This window comes from Prochlorococcus sp. RS04 (assembly GCF_001989455.1).
In the GTDB taxonomy this organism is placed as follows: Bacteria; Cyanobacteriota; Cyanobacteriia; order PCC-6307; family Cyanobiaceae; genus Prochlorococcus_A.
This window is the reverse complement of record NZ_CP018346.1, coordinates 118,345-137,674: the sequence shown is the minus strand read 5'-3', so window position 1 is coordinate 137,674 and position 19,330 is coordinate 118,345. Positions and strand designations below refer to the sequence as shown.

Annotated in this window: 17 protein-coding genes; 13 read left to right on the top strand and 4 right to left on the bottom strand. The window is 30.6% G+C overall.

Going from position 1 to position 19,330, the window contains the following annotated elements; all coding sequences use genetic code 11:
• Positions 1 to 1,218, bottom strand: coding sequence for a M16 family metallopeptidase (locus BS621_RS00770; protein ID WP_077141468.1), 1,218 nt, complete (start codon positions 1,216 to 1,218; stop codon positions 1 to 3).
• A complete protein-coding gene (locus BS621_RS00765) occupies positions 1,212 to 2,462 on the bottom strand; it encodes a M16 family metallopeptidase (protein ID WP_077141467.1) in 1,251 nt (416 codons plus the stop codon). The genes BS621_RS00770 and BS621_RS00765 overlap by 7 nt, the downstream gene beginning before the upstream one ends.
• A 41-nt stretch (positions 2,463 to 2,503) precedes the next feature.
• Between BS621_RS00765 and BS621_RS00760 the strand changes: the two genes are divergently transcribed.
• From BS621_RS00760 to BS621_RS00715, 11 genes are all read left to right on the top strand, one after another.
• Complete coding sequence (locus BS621_RS00760; protein ID WP_077141466.1) at positions 2,504 to 3,229, top strand: phycocyanobilin:ferredoxin oxidoreductase; 726 nt, start codon at positions 2,504 to 2,506, stop codon at positions 3,227 to 3,229.
• Positions 3,229 to 4,143, top strand: a complete 915-nt coding sequence (locus BS621_RS00755; RefSeq protein WP_077141465.1) for an HlyD family efflux transporter periplasmic adaptor subunit — start codon at positions 3,229 to 3,231, stop codon at positions 4,141 to 4,143. The genes BS621_RS00760 and BS621_RS00755 overlap by 1 nt, the downstream gene beginning before the upstream one ends.
• A complete protein-coding gene (gene devC, locus BS621_RS00750; RefSeq protein ID WP_077141464.1) occupies positions 4,143 to 5,315 on the top strand; it encodes an ABC transporter permease DevC in 1,173 nt (390 codons plus the stop codon). Before BS621_RS00755 ends, devC begins: the two co-directional genes overlap by 1 nt.
• 13 nt (positions 5,316 to 5,328) lie before the next feature.
• On the top strand, positions 5,329 to 6,057 hold the full coding sequence (locus BS621_RS00745) for a DevA family ABC transporter ATP-binding protein (RefSeq protein ID WP_077141463.1): 729 nt from the start codon (positions 5,329 to 5,331) through the stop codon (positions 6,055 to 6,057).
• A 19-nt stretch (positions 6,058 to 6,076) separates the two neighbouring features.
• Positions 6,077 to 6,226 (top strand): hypothetical protein, encoded by a 150-nt coding sequence (locus BS621_RS09220; RefSeq protein WP_100883531.1) that lies wholly within the window; start codon positions 6,077 to 6,079, stop codon positions 6,224 to 6,226.
• A gap of 61 nt (positions 6,227 to 6,287) precedes the next feature.
• Entirely contained in the window at positions 6,288 to 7,199 is a 912-nt protein-coding gene (locus BS621_RS00740; RefSeq protein ID WP_077141462.1) for a glycosyltransferase family 2 protein, read from the top strand.
• A gap of 129 nt (positions 7,200 to 7,328) precedes the next feature.
• Positions 7,329 to 8,033, top strand: a complete 705-nt coding sequence (gene rpsB, locus BS621_RS00735; protein ID WP_011818259.1) for a 30S ribosomal protein S2 — start codon at positions 7,329 to 7,331, stop codon at positions 8,031 to 8,033.
• Between the two features lie 44 nt (positions 8,034 to 8,077).
• A complete protein-coding gene (tsf, locus tag BS621_RS00730; protein WP_077141461.1) occupies positions 8,078 to 8,734 on the top strand; it encodes a translation elongation factor Ts in 657 nt (218 codons plus the stop codon).
• Between the two features lie 4 nt (positions 8,735 to 8,738).
• Positions 8,739 to 9,815, top strand: coding sequence for an adenylate cyclase (locus BS621_RS00725; RefSeq protein ID WP_225866704.1), 1,077 nt, complete (start codon positions 8,739 to 8,741; stop codon positions 9,813 to 9,815).
• 22 nt (positions 9,816 to 9,837) lie between these two features.
• A complete protein-coding gene (recG, locus tag BS621_RS00720; protein ID WP_077141459.1) occupies positions 9,838 to 12,294 on the top strand; it encodes an ATP-dependent DNA helicase RecG in 2,457 nt (818 codons plus the stop codon).
• A 57-nt stretch (positions 12,295 to 12,351) separates the two neighbouring features.
• Positions 12,352 to 13,035: a M15 family metallopeptidase gene (locus tag BS621_RS00715; protein ID WP_077141458.1), complete on the top strand. Its 684-nt coding sequence runs from the start codon at positions 12,352 to 12,354 to the stop codon at positions 13,033 to 13,035.
• A 3-nt stretch (positions 13,036 to 13,038) separates the two neighbouring features.
• Here the strand turns inward: BS621_RS00715 and BS621_RS00710 are convergent, their stop codons facing one another.
• Entirely contained in the window at positions 13,039 to 14,826 is a 1,788-nt protein-coding gene (locus tag BS621_RS00710; RefSeq protein WP_077141457.1) for an NADPH-dependent assimilatory sulfite reductase hemoprotein subunit, read from the bottom strand.
• 89 nt (positions 14,827 to 14,915) lie between these two features.
• On the opposite strand from BS621_RS00710, the gene glyS reads away from it, so the two are divergent.
• Positions 14,916 to 17,069, top strand: coding sequence for a glycine--tRNA ligase subunit beta (gene glyS / locus BS621_RS00705; RefSeq protein WP_077141456.1), 2,154 nt, complete (start codon positions 14,916 to 14,918; stop codon positions 17,067 to 17,069).
• On the opposite strand, the gene chlP is transcribed toward glyS, so the two are convergent.
• Entirely contained in the window at positions 17,050 to 18,390 is a 1,341-nt protein-coding gene (gene chlP, locus BS621_RS00700) for a geranylgeranyl reductase (RefSeq protein ID WP_077141455.1), read from the bottom strand. The genes glyS and chlP overlap by 20 nt on opposite strands.
• 113 nt (positions 18,391 to 18,503) lie before the next feature.
• On the opposite strand from chlP, the gene BS621_RS00695 reads away from it, so the two are divergent.
• A complete protein-coding gene (locus tag BS621_RS00695; protein ID WP_077141454.1) occupies positions 18,504 to 19,217 on the top strand; it encodes a M15 family metallopeptidase in 714 nt (237 codons plus the stop codon).
• Positions 19,218 to 19,330 lie beyond the last annotated feature (113 nt).

The following is a 19,330-nucleotide window of genomic DNA, read 5'->3' as shown; positions in this document are numbered from 1 at the left end:
CTAAAAGTTTTTCTTCCACCTATTAGAAATCTCTAAACATATTTTTTTATTTCCTGAAATACTCAGAAAAGGTTTTGAAAAATACTTATTAGTTAATTTCAAAATATCTAACGAAGAAATTTCTTCTATTTTTGAATTTAAATCCTTCTCAGAAATTGGTGAAATACCATAACTAACTAACTGTATCTTTCTATGTAAAATTTCATCTAGTGATTGATTTCCTAATAAAAAAGAACCTTTTAGTTTTTCTTTTGCTAAGAATATTTCAGCATTAGTCAACGGATTTAAAAGTAAATTTTTCCATAGTTTTAATAAGAGTTCAAAAGCAAAAAGTGCTTGATCATTAGATACGGATAAATAAATTAAAAATGGGGCATTTCCACTCCTGATAGGATAATAAACACCTAAATCGTAAGTGATACCATGTTTTTCTCTAAAAAGTTTAAATAAAGCAGCGCTCATTCCATAAGATAAATAGGACTCCAAAACCTTAAGATGAAAATATTCACTACTTCTTCGCGAGCAAGTTTGGTCCCCCATCATTATTATTGTTTGATTTGAATCATTATCAATATAATCAAATCTTCTCGTAGTATTTAAATAATGATTTAAAGGGTCTGATTTTTCATTTAAGATTTTTTTTTCAAGTGTTCCAAAATTTTCTCCATTTATTTCGGGATTATTTGAAATTAAATACTTTTCTCTATTTTTTAAATTTTTAAACTCAAGTAAAACATCTTCATAGGTAATTTTTGAGACATCATTAGCATTTCCTATTGTGTTAAATGCATAAGGATGATTTAAGTAAACAATTCTTCTCCAGTTTTCAAAACAGATATTGAATGGATTCTCTTTATCTTTTTTAATGTGATCAATAGAAGATTTTTTTACTTTTTTAAATTCAGTTTCTGACAGGATTGGCTTATTAATAAATAAATCTAATAAAGGGAATAATTTGCTGAAATGTTCATTTAGGGATTTAATACTTATTGAAATACCATCTTCAAATATTTCTTGATTTAATTCTGCTCCATAGGACTCAATATATTCAGAGAGAGTGAAATTGTTAAAACCTTCACATCCTCTGGTAAGTAATGAACAAAGGATCTTGTTTATCCCTTTTTTGCCAATACTATCCATATCACTCCCCCCTTTAATCCAAATTAAAGCAGTTGAAAAATTTCTTTTTTTATTATTTAAAAAATATCTTTTTAACATTTACTAGGGGATGCAACTAATGTAAATTTCTCTCCACGGATATATTCTGTGATCTCTTTGAAGTTATCCAAGTCATTCCAATATTTTAAATGACTCTCTAAATTATTTATTGAAGATTTTCTCCCCCAAAGAAGTTCATTTCCAAAGAATGAAGAGAGTTGTGTAGATGTCTCTAAATTAAAGATATAATTACTTTTAACAATATTTATTGCTTTTTTTATTTCATCCAAAGCCAAGACTTTACAATTTGAGATTTCATCTATTGTTTTATTAATTTGCTTTTCTACTAATTCAATATCTTTGGTCTCGCAACTTGCTTCCATTACAAATAATCCTCCTAATTCTCCAGCATTTACATCTACATATACCGATTCAACAAGATTACTATCTTCTTTTAAAATTTTTACTAATCTGCTGTTTCTTCCCACAGAGAGTATTGATGCTAATATCTCAAGTCCAATAATATTTTTTTGATCATTTAGGTTTGGGATAAACCAAGCCATAAATATTCTTGAGAACTCTAAATTATCAAACTTAACTGACTCTCTACCATGCCTTATTTTTAGAGAAGGTTTATTTTGTAGATTTATTAAATTTGGACTTTCTTTTATACCAGATAGATCACTTTTTTCAAAAAATTTATAAATTTCTTCAGAGAGATTCCCAGCAATTGCAATACAAATTTTTTCGGTAGTGTAATGTTTGCTATGAAATTTTACAAGGTCATTTATCTCTAAGTTTTTAATACTATGTTCAGTTCCTAGAATCGAATTGGAATAATTCGGACTTAACCAAACCCTTTTTAAAAAATAATTAAATAATCTTTCTTCAGGCTGATCATTTTGTTGTTTTATTTCATCAATAACTACCCCTTTTTCTTTTATAAATTCATCAGGATTAAAATCTGGAGCAACGACAATATTTGTCAAAAGAGCAAGTGATTCTCTAAAGTTACAGGGTGGAACTAAGACATGGTAATGTACATCATCATAACCAGTTGAAGCGTTACTTAATCCGCCTAGAGATTCAATTTTATGGTCAAACTCACCTGGCATTATTTTGTTAGACCCTTTAAAAATCATATGTTCTAGAAAATGAGCAGTGCCATTTTTATCAACATCCTCAAATGAAGAACCTGCTTTGCACCAAATATCAATGCTTATAAGCGGCAATTCTTTATTATCCACAAACACACATCTAGTTTTGCTTGAATGGGTGTAGTAGTTTACATCTCCTACGTTCATTTAGGTTCTCTCTTTAAATTCTATTTTGGTACTTTTTAACCTTGTTGTCTGAATCTTTAACTAAAACAAATTTAACTGACCCTCTTATTTTGGATTTGTTACAAAATATTAGAGAGCATAGATCCATGCTTGAGGACCTTAAGAGTATAAAAATTGATCCAAAACTAACTAACATAATATCTAAAGAAATTGGCAGAGAACTTTATATTGAAAATGAATTTCATAAAGCAAAAGGTTTTAGAAAGTTACATATTGAAGTGGCAGAATTTTCAATGAATCTTAGAATATTGCACTGCGTTTTTTTTCCTGATCCAAAGTTTGATATCCCAATTTTTGGGATGGATTTGGTAAAAATAAATGATATTGTTTCTGCTGCAATTGTTGATTTATCCCCGGCATCACAAAATCAAGGTTTGAAATACGAAAAATTACTTTCTGAAGTCGATAAAAGTTCTTTTACCTCTTTGAGAGAGATTCCTAAATGGGGGGGGATTTTTTCTAATAATGTATTTTTTGCTTCCTTAAAAAGTAAATCTGAAAAAAATGCTTTTTGTAAAGTTGTGAATCAATACCTCTCTGTTTTGATCAAATTAAGTAAGAAAGCTAAACCGGATGTTAGTGAGGAAATTATCCAAGAGAGAATTGATTTTCAAAAAAATTATTGTGTTCAACAAATGAAAAACGAGAAGACTAGCATGGTTCTTTTAAAATATTTCGATGAAAAATGGGTCAATAACTACATAAAAACAGTACTCTTCGATTTTTAATGAAATTAAAAATATTAAAAAATTTATTTATTTATTTTTTATTATTTACTCCATTATCTCTTGGTGTTATTTCCTGTTCTGGAAATAATAAATCTAGTTCAAAATTTAAAGAGGAAATAACTTCAGATTTCATACCTCCTATTACAGCTGTTGCTGCACTTGGTCAACTTTCTCCTTCGGGAGAGATTAGACAATTGGCAGCTCCAATAAGTCAGTTTGGCTCTTCCCCCCGAATTGTCGAAATTTTAGTAAATGAAGGTGATTTCGTGAAAAAAGGTGATATTCTCGCAATCTTTGAAAATGGAGAAAAATTAATCGCTGATCTTGAAAGAAACGAAAATCTAATTAATACTATTAACCAAGAAATTACCCTAAAGAATGATCAAATTCAAAGGTATGAGTTGGCTTTGAACAAAGATGTATATTCTTTTGTAGAGTTTTCACAGAGAAAAGATGAATTATTAAAATTGCAAAAACAGAAAATAAACCTTATCGGGGATCAAAAAAATATCAAGATAGATCTTTTTAATTCAAAACTGAGGAGTCCAATTGATGGTTTTATCCTTGGAATAAACGCCAGAGTTGGTGAAAGGCCACAAAATGAAGGGATTTTGGATATTGGTTCTAGTCAAAAAATGGAAGCTTTGATAGAGGTTTATGAATCTGACATCGATAGAGTCTTTATCTCTCAAAATGTTGAATTGAGCAGTGAAAATGGAGGCTTCCAAAATAATCTTAAGGGAAAGGTGATTAGGATTAGTCCTCAGGTAAAACAAAGAAAAGTTCTATCGACTGATCCAACAGGGGATGCTGATTCACGAATTATAGAAGTACTAGTAAAACTAGATCAAGATTCTATAGATATCGTTCAAAACTATGCAGGAATGAAAGTGATTGCAAAATTTATTCCCTAATGAGTTTTTCTTTTTTAAAATTTAGAAAAATACCATTAGCTTGGTTGTTATTAACTAGGCAACCATTAAGGTTAGCAGTTGCCATAGCTGGAATCAGTTTTGCAGGGATTTTGATGTTTATGCAATTAGGTTTTAGAGATGGTTTATTTGACACGAGCGTAACTATTCATAAACTTCTAGATGCCGATCTTGTTTTAATAAGTCCGAGATCAAAAAGTTCTATAAGCATGAGTGGATTCCCAAAAAGAAGATTAATTCAAACTCTCGCAGTAGAGGATGTTGAAAAAACTGCTCCCGTTAATTTAAATTATTTACTTTGGAGAAATCCCGAAAATCTTAAAACTAGATCAATACTTGCATTAGGTTTTAATCCCTCCGATTCACTTCTTTTAGATGAAGGATTCTCAAAGAAAGCTTATAAATTAAGAAATCCATCAAGAGTTCTTTTTGACAAACTATCTAGACCTGAATTTGGACCGATTGAAGAATGGTTCTTATCTGCAAAAAAAGTTGAGACTGAGGTTGCTGGAAAAAGAGTAATTGTTGAAGGCCTTGTGGAGTTGGGACCATCTTTTGGCGCAGATGGTAATTTGATAACTAGTCGAGAAACCTTCTTAAGACTTTTTCCGGCTAATCCTCCTGGCAGTATAGAAATTGGTTTAGTAAAGCTAAAAAAAGGATCTGATCCTGAATTGATTGCAAGGATATTAAATAACTCACTCCCAAGTGATGTTAGGGTTCTTACAAAAAATCAATTTGTAGAATTTGAGAAGAATTATTGGAAAAATAGTACTGCGATTGGTTTTATATTTAGTTTGGGAGCATTGATGGGTTTCGTTGTAGGGTGTGTGGTTGTTTATCAAATTCTTTATAGTGACGTTACAGATCACCTCCCAGAGTATGCCACCTTATTGGCAATGGGGTATAGACTTAAGTCCCTTTTCTTTGTTGTAGCTAGAGAGGGGTTTTTGTTGGCATTGTTTGGTTATTTACCTGCTTATTTCTCTGGTCAAATACTTTACTCAGTTATAAGAAGTTCTACTAAACTCCCAATAATAATGGACGCAGACAAAACTATTTTAATTTTCGTATTAGTTTTAGTTATGTGTATGGGGTCCGCCGCTATTGCGATGCGTAAATTAGTTGATGCTGATCCTGCCGAAATTTTTTAACAATTGAAGATAAATGGTTAAAGCTAATAAATCAAAAAATAATGTTGAAAACCTAAAAACAGTCTCAATAAATAATTTGAGTCACTTTTATGGTAAAAATGAGAATAAAAAACAAGTTCTTAATGACGTTAATTTAAGTATTGATAAAGGAGAGTTAGTCCTTTTAAAAGGACCTTCTGGATGTGGTAAAACGACTCTTTTAACATTAATTGGTGCCTTGAGAACCTGTCAAAGTGGAGAATTAGTGGTATTAAATAATCAGTTAAATGGAGCATCAAGGAAAACGCGTCAGATTCTTAGAAGAAGTATTGGAATGATTTTTCAAGGTCATAATCTTCTGAGATGTTTAACAGCAGAACAAAATGTCCAAATGGGAGCCGATTTAATAAAAGGTTTAACATATTTGCAAAGACGTGAAATAGCGAGAAACTGGTTGTCAGCAGTAGGATTAGAGGAGCATCATAAAAAGTTGCCAAATGACTTATCTGGCGGGCAGAAACAGAGAGTAGCAATTGCTCGAGCTTTATCTGCTAACCCAAAACTTTTATTAGCTGATGAGCCCACTTCTGCTTTAGATAGCGTTACTGGAAGAGAAATAGTAACCCTTTTAAGGAAACTAGCAAAAGAGCAAAATTGTTCTGTACTTATGGTGACGCATGATCCAAGAATTTCTGATATGGCTGATAGGATATTAAATATGGAAGATGGTAAAATATATAGTGCTCATAGTGAGCTAATATAATTAAAAGTTAAAAGTTTTTATGTCTAAGAGAAGGAATCTAAAAAAAGAAAAGCAGGAACGTAATAGAGCCTATGCTAGAAAATTCAAAAAAAGGAAATTAAGAAATGATGGAAGACCTGATGGTGGAAACGTTACAGGCACAGCAAATAATGGTGGTGCAGCTGATTAGGGAACATCTTTTATTTTTATCTTTTGGAATTCAAAATATTATGCATATTTAAAAAATAATCATGAATGTAAGTATTGTTATACCGACTTACAATAGATTACCTATATTAGAGAAATGTCTATTTGCGCTTGAGAATCAAAAATTAAATACAAAAATCAGCAATTATGAAGTAATAGTAGTTGATGATGGATCAACTGACGGGACAACTTCATGGATAAATAAAAATAAAGCTAATCTCCCACACGTTATTCTATTTCAGCAAGAACATGGAGGGCCTGCACTTGGAAGAAATCTGGGAGTAATTAAATCAAAATATGAAATTATCATATTCATTGATAGTGATCTAATTGTTTTAGACAATTTTATAAATTGTCACGTAGAAAAATTACTTGCCTATTGGAGAAAAAATAATAAAAAATGTTTTACCTATGGCTCGGTAGTCAATACATCTAATTTTCTAAATCCTCAGAGTGAAAAACATAAAATAATGGATACTTCTTTTGCATACTTTGCTACTGGGAATGTAGCGATAGCAAAAGAATTGATTTTAAGTGTAGGATTATTTGATACTTCTTTTAGTCTTTACGGTTGGGAGGATTTAGAACTTGGAGAGAGATTAAAAAAAATTGGGACAAAATTAATTAAATGCCCAAATGCAGTAGGTTTTCATTGGCATCCGCCATTTAATTGCGAACAAATAGATTCATTAATAGCTCAAGAAAAAGAGAGAGCAAAAATGGCTTTAGTGTTTTATAAGAAACACCCAAATTTAAGGGTTAGATTTATGATTCAATTAACTCCTCTACATAATTTACTTTGGCAAATTCTTTGCTTGGGAGGACTAATCAGTGTTGATAGAATTTTTCCTTTATTAAGATTCCTAGTAAATATAAGAAGAAATAGACTTGCACTTGAGATACTTAGGATCCCTCTAAATATGATTTACATTAAACAGTTAACCAAATTAAGATAAAAAACTTTTAGAAATACACATTACTTGCTAGGATGTTTTAATTAAATTTCACACATCTGACAGTTTCGGGTGAATTATTAATATTAATTCCCCGTCAGATGGAGGCTAACCCGAAACCCTTTTTAAATTATGGCTGTTGTATCACTATCAGAAATGATGGAAGCTGGTGCTCATTTTGGGCATCAAACTAGACGTTGGAACCCCAAGATGTCTAAGTATATATATTGCGCGAGAAATGGAGTTCATATTATTGATCTTGTTAAAACGGCATTGTGTATGAATAATGCATATAAATGGACGAGAAACGCTGCAAAAAGCGGTAAACGTTTCCTATTTGTTGGTACTAAAAAACAAGCATCAGATGTAGTAGCTCAGGAAGCTACACGCTGTGGAGCTGCATATGTAAATCAAAGATGGCTTGGGGGGATGTTGACTAATTGGACAACAATGAAAGCTAGGATTGAAAGATTAAAGGATCTAGAAAGAATGGAAAGTAGTGGTTCAATAGCAATGAGGCCTAAAAAAGAAGCTGCAGTATTAAGGAGAGAACTTGAAAGATTACAAAAATACTTAGGTGGACTTAAGGGTATGAGAAGATTACCAGATGTAGTTGTATTGGTTGATCAGAGAAGAGAATCTAATGCAGTATTAGAAGCTAGAAAATTAGATATCTCATTAGTATCAATGTTGGATACAAATTGCGATCCAGATTTGTGTGAAGTTCCAATTCCTTGTAACGATGATGCCGTTAGATCTGTACAACTTATTTTAGGAAGACTTGCAGATGCCATAAATGAAGGTAGAAAGGGCTCTAATGCCGAACGAAAAAATTAAATTCTAATTTAAAACTTACTATTCACTATTTTTTATTATTTCAAATGGGAAACATTACAGCAAAACTTGTAAAAGATCTTAGAGACAAAACTGGCGCAGGAATGATGGACTGCAAAAAAGCACTTAACGAAACTGAAGGGAATCTAGATAAAGCTTTGGAATGGTTAAGAAAGAAAGGCATAGCTAGTGCCGAAAAGAAATCGGGAAGAGTAGCGGCCGAAGGGTCAATTGGAAGTTATATTCATACTGGATCAAGAGTCGGAGTTTTACTAGAGTTAAATTGTGAAACAGATTTCGTTGCTAGAGGTGATATATTCCAATCTCTGCTGAAGGATGTCTCAATGCAAGTAGCAGCATGCCCAAATGTTGAGTATGTATCAATTGAAGAAATCCCAGAAGATGTTGTGGAAAAAGAAAAGCAGATTGAAATGGGTAGGGATGATTTATCTGGAAAACCAGAACAAATTAAAGAAAAAATAGTTGAGGGGAGAATTGCAAAAAGACTTAATGAGCTTGTGTTGCTTTCACAACCCTACATTAAAGATAGTTCTCTAACAGTTGAGGATCTTGTTAAACAAGCAGCTGCAAAAATTGGGGAAAATATCAAAGTGAGACGCTTTACAAGATATACCTTAGGAGAAGGTATCGAAAAAAATCAAATGGACTTTGCTGAAGAGGTCGCATCAATGCAAACAAACTAGTCACTTGAATAATTTCAATAATTACATAGATATTGATAAAATTAATTCTCAATTAGATAGAGCAGAAATACAAAAAAGAATATTAACTAGAAATATCTCTAGGGAATACGAACTTTATCTTAATCTAGTAAGGGATCTACTTTTCATCTCTGTAGAAAAAGGCCTTAATCAAATATATAGTTATCCAACAATTAATGATAATTTCTTAAATGAAAATGAATTCTATAGTCTTTTTGAAAAAAAAATAAGTAAATTAATATTTACGAATTTGCCCTTTTTAACAGTAGAACAATTAAAGATAAATGAAATTGAAAAAAATATAAATAAGGAAATTAATTTTACCTTTATTGATAGTTCCACAAAAATAAAGGATAATCAAAAAGAAAAATTTCAAATTGAAGATGGTTTTCAATTAAATGAACCCACTCAGTTCAAGATTAATGAAGACTTTTCAAATACTTCTGAATATTACCAAGCTCATAATTATGAGAGATTTGTATCACTTGATTTAGATAATAACCAACATAATTATTATTTATCTAAAAATAATATTCTTGAAAATTTAGGAGTTGAAAAACAATTTATTTCCTCCTTACTTGAATTAATAGGAGAAGAAAAGGTGGAAAAACCCATAAATCAAGAAAAAGAAAATATCAATCAAATTGATAATTTACCAAATAATCAGATTCTTAATAATTTTGATTTAATAGACAGGTCATTGGAAAATTTACTATTGAATCTTTCATATAGTATTAACCAAGAATTATTCAAAGCAAATCTAATAAAAAAGATGATATCTAAAGATTCCTTTAATTACTTAGTAGGCAAAAATTTTATGATTAAACATCCATATCCTTTTGTTATTAATCTTGAATTAAACTTAAATCGATCATCATCAAACGGCAATAATTTTCCAAGTATTATTTTCTTTAACATATCTACTGTTGAGTTAGAGTTTAAAAACTTAAATCTTTCTATTCAAAGGAACAAAATAAATGAGCTAAAAAATCAATTTCAGCGTTTGATTAAAAAAGAGACATATTGGAGGCAAAAAGAAATAACTTTGAATAAAATACGTTGAAAAAATAACTCTTTTTTCAAATGTGACTATTAGTGGGAACAATAATAAATTAATTAAAGATTGGATAAGACCTCTTCAAAAATCTCTTACTATTGAAACTGAAAACAAATTTATTAATACTTTAGGAAGAGAAAAATACTTTAATGATTATTTGCATGAATCTTTAAAAAAACTAGATAATCTAAATCTCTCAGACGAATATTTAAGGATATTTTATGAATTTTCTAAAAGATATAATGAATACAATAAATTAGATGAAAATCAAAGAAAAAGGTTAATTATAGATACGAGAAAAAATCTTTATAAACTAGGCAAAACTCTACAAATAGAAAGTTCTAGTAATATTTCTAATAATGTTTTTCTGAATAAAGCTGATGCAAGTTTGTCTTTTGATTCAGATATTTCATTAATAAAAAATGTAGGAAAAGTTTATAAAAATAAGCTTAATGAATTAGGGATATTTCATATAAAAGATCTAATTAATTATTTCCCACGAACATATCTAGACTATACAAATAGAGTCAAGATAATAAATTTAAAACCAGATAATTTATACACGTGCATTGCAAACGTTAAAAGATTTTATATTCATAAGAGTAAAAAAAATAGTAATTTATCAATAATGAATATTGTCGTTTTTGATGAGACGTCTTCAATAAAGGTTACAAAATTTTTTTTAGGAAGAAGATTTAGATCTTACTCTTTCTTCACATCTCAAAAATCTTTGTACACTCCTGGAACTAAATTAGCAATTTCCGGTAAGGTTAAATTTACAGAGTATGGCAAAACTTTTGTAGATCCGCAGATTGAAATTCTTAATGATAAAAATGATAATTTTAATTTCTCAGGCAAAATATTACCCTTGTATTCATTAGGTGAAGCATTATCAAATATGAGTTTTATAAAACTTATGAAAAAGGTATTAATTTATGCAAAGCAATATCCAGAAATTTTAAATAAAAAGCAACTTGATTCATTATCTTTATTGTCAAAAGGAGAGTCTTTGATTAATATTCATTTTCCACAAACTCAACAGGCACTTATTGAGTCAAAAAAACGTTTGGTTTTTGATGAGTTATTCTTACTTCAAATAAAGTTTCTACTTAGAAAAAGAAAGACTAATAAAAATGTAACTTCCCAACAATTACCTAAAAAGAAATCTTTATTAAAAGAATTTTTTAATACTTTTCCTTTTGAATTAACAAAATCTCAGGAAAATGTTTTAAATGAAATTAAGAAAGATTTATCTAGTCCCGTACCAATGTCTAGATTGCTTCAGGGAGATGTAGGAAGCGGTAAAACCATAATTGCAATAGCGTCTCTTCTACTGGTCATAGAAAAAAACTTGCAAGGTGCATTTATGGTCCCAACTGAGGTATTGGCAGAACAGCATTATAAAAATTTATTAAAATATTTGAACCCCCTTTTAGTCTCTGTTGAGCTACTTACTGGGAATACTCCTCAAAAAAAGAGAAAAGAAATTTTCTCTAATTTGAACAATGGATTAGTTGATATCCTCGTAGGTACTCATGCATTATTTGAGGATAAAGTCATCTTTAATGCATTAGGGATGGTCGTAATTGATGAACAGCATAGATTTGGAGTTACTCAAAGAAATAGATTACTAAACAAAGGAGAAAATACTAACTTGTTATCAATGACAGCAACACCAATTCCAAGAACTCTTGCGCTTTCGATTTATGGTGACTTAGATGTGAGTCAAATTACAGAACTCCCTCCTGGGAGAGTTCCTATAACAACAAAAATAATTTCAGAAGATGATTTAACTAACTTGTTCAAGATTGTTGAAGATGAGATCAATAAGGGAAAGCAAGCTTATGTGATTTTGCCACTTATAGAAGATTCAGAAAAAATGAATTTAAGCTCCGCAAAGAAAACATTCAAACATTTATCAGAAGAGGTCTTTTTTAACAAAAAAGTTGGATTATTACATGGCAAATTAAGTTCACAAGAAAAGAATGAAGTGATTAATTCTTTTTTAAAGAATGAAATTAATATATTGGTTTCAACCACTGTAATTGAGGTTGGTATTGATGTGCCTAACGCCACAATTATGATTATTTATAATTCGGATAGATTTGGATTGTCCCAGCTACATCAATTAAGGGGAAGAGTTGGTAGAGGTTCAACAAAATCTTTTTGTTATCTGGTAACCTCCAATAAAAATGGAATGGAAAATAAACGACTTTGTGTTTTGCAAAAATCTAATGATGGCTTTTATATTGCTGAAAAAGACTTGGAGCTTAGAGGACCAGGCCAGATTTTAGGATATAGACAATCCGGATTGCCTGATTTTGTACTGGACAATTTACCTAACAATAAATTTCTTATTGATAAGGCTCGTGAAGAGGCTATTAAGATTGTTAGTGATGATCCTGATTTTAAAGAAAATATTGTTTTAAGGAATATACTTATTGATAAATCTGATAATAAATTCATTCATGATTTCTTAAATTGAAAACTATCATTGTTATTTTTGATATATATGCCACTATAAATCAATTGCAAATTTCAATTGAAAATTTGGAATAAAATACCAATTAAAGATAATGGAGATAAATTAATAGCTATACCAAGCTGTCTAAAGTTTTTAGATCCTCACCCTTACTCTGATTTAGGGGCACCTTACGAAGATAAAACTTCTATTTGGAAATTAAGAGAAGAAGCCGTAAATAGATTAGTAAAAGTTAATGATTATTTAATATCAAAGAGTAGTTTTAACCTTTTAATTTATGACAGTTGGCGACCTTTAGAAGTCCAGGAATTTATGTTTAAAAGAGCATTTTTATTAGAGTGCGAAAAATCCGATATTGATATTTCTTTTGAGAATATAAAGTCTTATCCATCTATCTTAAAAAAAGTTGAAAAATTTTGGGCATATCCTTCTCATGACACTAAGTGTCCTCCCCCTCATTCAACTGGGGGTGCATTGGATGTTTGTTTATCAGATAAAGACGGAAATCTTGTTGAAATGGGAAGCATGGTTGATCAAATGGATGAGACATCAAATCCTTATTTTTTTGCAAATATAAAGAAAGAAGAAGCAATTATTTGGAATAGTAGAAGAAATTTATTAAGGAAAATTATGACTAAATTCGGATTTGCTCAACATCCAAATGAATGGTGGCATTTTAGTTATGGTGATCAATTATGGGCTTGGAAAAATAAAAAAGCAAATGCCCTCTATGGAAAAATTTAAATTCTATTGATTTTCATTTAGTAAATTTAATATATAATTTTCTTCTTGAGTATTTATAAAATCTCCGAAATCCAAATCCAAATTACTCTTCCAATTATCAAATAATGGTTGAAGAGTTTTTTCTAAATCGTTAAGTTCCATTCTTTGTAAAAAAGGTTTAGCAAGCCTTTGTAGATTTTTACTTCCCCCCAACCATAATTGGTATTTGTTTTGCCCACTTCCAACAAGTGCTAATTCAGCCATATAAGGCCTGGTACATCCATTCGGACATCCTGTCATTCTGAATAATACTGTCTTTTGTATTTTTAGATCTAATAGTAAATTTTCAATCCTTTTTAATACATCAGGTAATATTCTTTCAGCTTCAGTCATTGCAAGACCACAAAGTGGTAAAGCAGGACAAGCTAAAGCATGTCTTTGTATTTCATTAATGTTTTCTAAATTTTCGTATCCAATTTTTGATAAAGATTTTTGAATTTCACCTTTGTTTTTATTGGGAATATTACAAAGTAAAATATCTTGATTAGGTGTGAGTCTTAAATCTAAATTATATTTTTTAACAATACTTGTGATGGTATTCTTCTTCTCTCCAGATAATCTTCCTGATAATAATGGTAAACCAACGAAATGGGTGGTTTTATTTTGTTTATGCCAACCTAGATAATCAATAAGAACCTTATCAGGTTCTTTTCTAATTTTTTTTATTTCTTTTTTGAAATACTTATCAGAGAGTATCTTTTTGAACCATTTAATACCTTTTCTATGAAGAAGATATTTCATTCTCGAATTTTTTCTTGATTTTCTATCACCATAATCTCTTTGAATAGCCACAATGCTTTGTATTAATTCATAAACATAAGGTTCTTCAACATATCCAAGTGGATCTGCAATTCTGGCAAAGGTCTCTTCATTATTATGTGTGCGACCCATACCACCTCCAACATAGAAGTTGCATCCTTCTAAGTTTCCATCTTTAGAAGTAAAGGCAACTATTCCTATGTCATTGGTAAGAAGATCAACAGAATTGTCCCCAGGAACTGTCACGGCACATTTGAATTTTCTCGGTAAATAAGTTGAACCATAAAGAGGCTCATCTTTTATTCCACTAAAAACATTATCTTTGAATTGGAGCTTCCTAATTACTTCAATATCTTTATCAGGCTTTATGGTGTACTCTAAATCTCCATCAGCCCAAAGCTCTAGAAAAGTGCCTTGACCAGCCATTGGGGTGAGAAGATCTGCAACTTTTTTTGCCAATGCTCTTGCAATAATATAGTTCGGCGAATCAAATGGAGCCGCAGGGGCCATAACATTTCTATTAATGTCTCCACATGCAGCTAATGTGGAGCCCATTGAATTTACTATTGTTTGAATTACTTCCTTTAGGTTCTCCTTTCTGATTCCATGCATTTGAAAGGCTTGTCTTGTAGTGGCCCTAAGTGTTCCATTACCTAGTTTGTCAGATAATTCATCTAATGCTAAAAATAATTTCCCAGGGACTTCACCGCCCGGATTTCTTAACCTAAGCATCATTTGCCAATCTTTACTTTTGCCCGGCTTTCTATTTTCCCTGTTATCTTGTTGATAACTACCATGAAATTTTAATAACTGAACTGCATCATTAGTAAAATGATCACTTTCATTGACTAATTCTGAAGCAAGTGGTTCCTTAAGAAATTGGCTACTTTTTTTAAAATTTTCAAATTTAGAGACTTCTAGTCCATTTGCTAAACAAACAGTCTCTTCCTTTGCAGAAACTTTTTTCTTTTTTACTTTCTCAACCTTGATCAACGGACCAAAACATATCTCTTTTTATACATTAGCGAAAAGCTTATTTAACTGGTAGTAAATTATAGTAAGTTAAGTCATATTTTTTTTTCTTGTCTAAATATTTACTTGAGATAGGAACTGAAGAGTTGCCCGCAAAATTTTCTCATTCTGTTCTAGAGCAATTTAGATCTCTAATAGAATTTGAATTGGATAAAAAGTTAATCAAATTCGAACAAATAGTTGTTACCTCCACACCAAGGAGGATAGTTCTACTTCTCAAAGGTTTAGTTGATTATGCAGAAGATAAGATAATAGAAAGAAAAGGGCCTAAAGCAAATTTAGCTTATTTAAATGGATGTCCTACTAATGCTGCTTTAGGATTTGCTAATAGCTTAGATATAGATGTAGGTGAGCTAGAAATAAAAAACACGGAAAAGGGTGATTTTGTATTTGGAAAGAAAATTGAGAAAGGACTATCAACAAAAACATCTTTGTCTTCGATTATCCCAAAATTAGTAAGTAGTCTTCAAGGTCCTAGATTTATGAAATGGGGGGGTGGGAACATAAAATTTTCAAGACCTATCAGGTGGATAGCCTCTATTTATAATGATGAAATTCTTGATTTTGAATTTGATCCAAAAATCAAAATAAGTAATAAAACTAAAAGTCATAGGCTAATCAATGAAGTTTTAGAAGTTCAGAATCCTGATGAATTTTTTGAATTATTGAAACGAAATAGAGTAATAGCTATTCGAAAAGAAAGAAAAGAAAAAATTGAAAGTTTAATAAATCAGGCATCTAAATCTTTAAATCTGAAACCTGACCTTTCAGAAGGATTACTAAATGAACTAACTGATTTAGTTGAATGGCCAGACTTAATTATTGGTAAATTTAGTAATGAATTTCTTGATCTTCCGGTTGAAGTTCTCTCAACAGTCATGAAAATTCATCAGAGATACGTTCCTCTTTTATTTAAAAACGAAAGTTTTTCTAAACTAGATTTAAGCTCTGAAAAAAATATTAGTACAACTTTCTGCGTTATTTCAAATGGTCTTGAAGAATCAAATAATAATATTGCCAAAGGTAATGAGAAAGTATTAAGGGCAAGGTTTTCAGATGCAAAGTTTTTCGTAGAAAGTGACAAAAAAGTTACTTCAATCGAAAGAAATGAAAAGCTTAAATCTGTTTCATATTTAAAAGGACTTGGAAATATATTTCAGAGGGTAGAAAGGATAGAGGAAGTTACTAAAAAAATTCTAAAATTTTTAAATGATAAGTCTTTAGAAGAAAAAAAAATAATAGAAGCTGCTAAATACTGTAAAAACGACTTATGTAGCGAAATTGTTTACGAATTCCCTGAGCTGCAAGGAATAATGGGTGGTAAATATCTTAAATATGAGGGATTTAGTGAGGATGTTTGCTTGGCTGTCGCTGAGCATTATTTACCTTCTTTTTATAAAGATGCTTTGCCCTCCACAAAATGTGGTGCAATAGTTTCCATAGCAGATAAGGTCGAAACTTTAATAAGTATATTTATTTCTGGTAAACGTCCTAGTGGATCATCTGATCCTTATGCTTTAAGAAGAAATTTGAATGGAGTGATTAAAATAATTTGGGATTATGAACTTGATTTACCTTTAGATAAATTATTCAATGAACTTATTGATTTTTGGAAAATCGTATTTCCGAATTTAAACTTCTCAAGAGAAACAGTATTTAATGATTTAAATGAATTTTTAGTTCAAAGAATTGTTAGTCATCTAGAAGAAATGTCACTAAGTAAAGAATTAATAAAGGCCGTTTGCTCTTCTGATGAATTATCTCAAAAAAGAGTATTGGATATTGTTGATCTTAAAAATAGGATTAACTCTATTATTAATTTTAACGAAAAGGATAATTTTTTGGAAATCCAGAATGTAATTACTAGGGTAAGCAAATTAGCAAATAAAAGTGATTTTTCAAAAGAGGTTCTCTCAACAAGAGATTATGTAAACACAAAACTTTTTGAAAAAGATTGTGAATTCAAAGTTTTTGAATTTATTGGAGAATTAGAAAAACTTTTTTCAGAAGGTTATTGCAATTATTTGGAACTTCTAAATTTGTTTGAGATTAATGTAAAAACTATTGAGGATTTATTTGATAATGAAAAGGGAGTCCTAATAATGTCAGAGGACTTAAAAATAAGAAATAATAGACTCAATTTGTTGAGCTTAATTAGAAATTATTCTCTAAAAATTGCCGATTTTACACTTTTGAACTCTTAACTTTAATTCCTCCCTTTATTGAATAATTTTCTAGCATTTTTTCTACTTCATTATTTTCCCTAACAGCACTATCAACGGGTTTATACTTTAGAGGCGCTAGGGCTTTCCCTCTTAAAATCGAACCAAGTGTAAGCATGGTAATTTTAAGTTGCTGTAATGGTTTCATAGATACAACTCTTTTGTATAAGTAACTATCAAAAGTAAGTCTTTGAACATCCATGTCATCACACATCTCAACAAAGGCTTCTCTAGCAGAATCATTTCTGTAGAAAATATTTTGAAGGATTTCTAGCACCTTATAAGTTGTGCCATATTTTTTATCCCATTTTTTAAGATAGTTTTTTAAATCTTTTTCTGATGGAATTACTTGACCATTTTTTGATGCTTCAACAATTTCTTCAGCACACATTCTTCCGCTTTTTGCAGCAAAATAAATACCCTCTCCAGAACTTTTTGTAACATAACCAGCTGCATCACCAACCAATGCCATTCTCCCAACTACCCTTCTTGGCCTTGGATGCTCTGGAATAGGGTGAGCTTCTACCTTTATTACTTCACCATTAACAAGTCTTTTCTTTGCCCTATTTCTTACACCCTCTTGAAGTCCTTTAATTAATGACTGATTCTTTTGCATGGTTCCTGTGCCCACAGCAACATGATCATATTTAGGAAATACCCACCCATAAAAATCAGGAGAAACATCAGTCCCAACATACATTTCAGCAAGATCTTCGTAGTAACTCATTTCTTCTTTAGGCAATTTAATTCTTTCCTGAAATGCTATAGCAACTTTGTAGTCACCTGCATCCATTGCTTTTGCGACTCTGCTATTGGCTCCATCAGCTCCGATCAAAAGGTCAACAGTAAGCTCTTTTAGTTCCCCCTTTTTATCTCCATTCGTAAAATCTGAGTAGGAAAGCTTATATGGCCCTTGATTATTATCTCCAGTATCAATAGAAGTAACTAATCCATTTATTAATGTAGCACCAAGATCTGATGCTCTGTTACGCATAAAGGCATCCATTACTTCTCTTCTACACATCCCAATAAACTCATTATCACTTTTCCCATAAACTCTATCTAAACTTATATCTACTTCTCTATTTGAGGGAGATATCATTCTCATATGCCTTACTTTTCTATCAATAATTGACTCAGGTAAATCAAATTCTTCGACCATGCAAAGTGGAATTGCTCCTCCACATGGTTTCGCATTATCTAATTTTCTCTCGAAGAGCCAAGTTTTTATTCCAGCTTTAGCAAGTATTTCTGCCGCACATGAACCACTTGGACCTCCACCAATAACAGCTACTCTCAACATATGAAAAAAAAATAATACTGTATATAAAAACTACATCTTTTTTGCTTATAAAAGTGCATTTCTTAAAATAATAGTTAATATCGAAATATCTTTTCCAAATTCACTTCTAAATATTGGAACTAAACAAAGATATCGATCAATTTGATATACCACTTGCAAAAAGAACTTACCTAAATAATCCAAATTCAACATTATTAAAAAATCTATTAATATTTTCTCCATTTCTTTTTCTTATCTTTTCTGTCGCTGCATTGCGATTAACTAAAAATATAGAAATAGGATCTCTTGATAATCTCAATTTCCAGGCTCAGACAAATCACGACCATAGAATACTAGGTCATTTACCCTATGCAGAAATTTCTAAGGAGAAACTAGTTTTAATTGAGCCTAATATTGAAGTTCATATGGATATGCGCGATTCTCTACTAAAGATGAGAGAAGAAGCCAAAAAGGATGGGATATATTTAGTCTTCTTGAGTGGTTATAGATCAATAAATTTGCAAAACGATATCTTTTATTCTTTAAAATCTATTAGAAATCAAGTAGCTGCAGAAAGAGCTAGAGTTTCAGCACCTCCAGGGTATTCTGAACATAGTACAGGTTTCGCAATCGATATTGGTGATGCTACTCAAAGAGAGAAAGACTTTGAAACCGATTTCGAAAATACTGACGCCTTTAGATGGCTAATAAAAAATGCAGCTAAATTTCACTTTAAGTTATCGTTCAACAAAGATAATAAATACATAGATTACGAACCCTGGCATTGGAGATATGAGGGGTCAATTGAAGCATTAAAAGTTTTTGAAAGCTCAAATAGAAAATTATAAATCTAATCGATTATTTAATTATTCCATTAGATTATATTTTTAAAGTCATAAAGAGAAAATTCTCATAATTTGCATACTTTGAGTTAGCCTTAATAGAGTCAATCTATTATTTA

Excerpts from the sequence above, each read along its gene's own strand:
- rpsB (WP_011818259.1), top strand. The coding sequence starts at position 7,329 with ATGGCTGTTGTATCACTATCAGAAATGATGGAAGCTGGTGCTCATTTT.
- tsf (WP_077141461.1), top strand. The coding sequence starts at position 8,078 with ATGGGAAACATTACAGCAAAACTTGTAAAAGATCTTAGAGACAAAACT.
- BS621_RS09220 (WP_100883531.1), top strand. The coding sequence starts at position 6,077 with ATGTCTAAGAGAAGGAATCTAAAAAAAGAAAAGCAGGAACGTAATAGA.
- chlP (WP_077141455.1), bottom strand. The coding sequence starts at position 18,390 with ATGTTGAGAGTAGCTGTTATTGGTGGAGGTCCAAGTGGTTCATGTGCG.
- devC (WP_077141464.1), top strand. The coding sequence starts at position 4,143 with ATGAGTTTTTCTTTTTTAAAATTTAGAAAAATACCATTAGCTTGGTTG.
- BS621_RS00770 (WP_077141468.1), bottom strand. The coding sequence starts at position 1,218 with ATGTTAAAAAGATATTTTTTAAATAATAAAAAAAGAAATTTTTCAACT.
- BS621_RS00755 (WP_077141465.1), top strand. The coding sequence starts at position 3,229 with ATGAAATTAAAAATATTAAAAAATTTATTTATTTATTTTTTATTATTT.
- BS621_RS00740 (WP_077141462.1), top strand. The coding sequence starts at position 6,288 with ATGAATGTAAGTATTGTTATACCGACTTACAATAGATTACCTATATTA.
- BS621_RS00765 (WP_077141467.1), bottom strand. The coding sequence starts at position 2,462 with ATGAACGTAGGAGATGTAAACTACTACACCCATTCAAGCAAAACTAGA.
- BS621_RS00745 (WP_077141463.1), top strand. The coding sequence starts at position 5,329 with ATGGTTAAAGCTAATAAATCAAAAAATAATGTTGAAAACCTAAAAACA.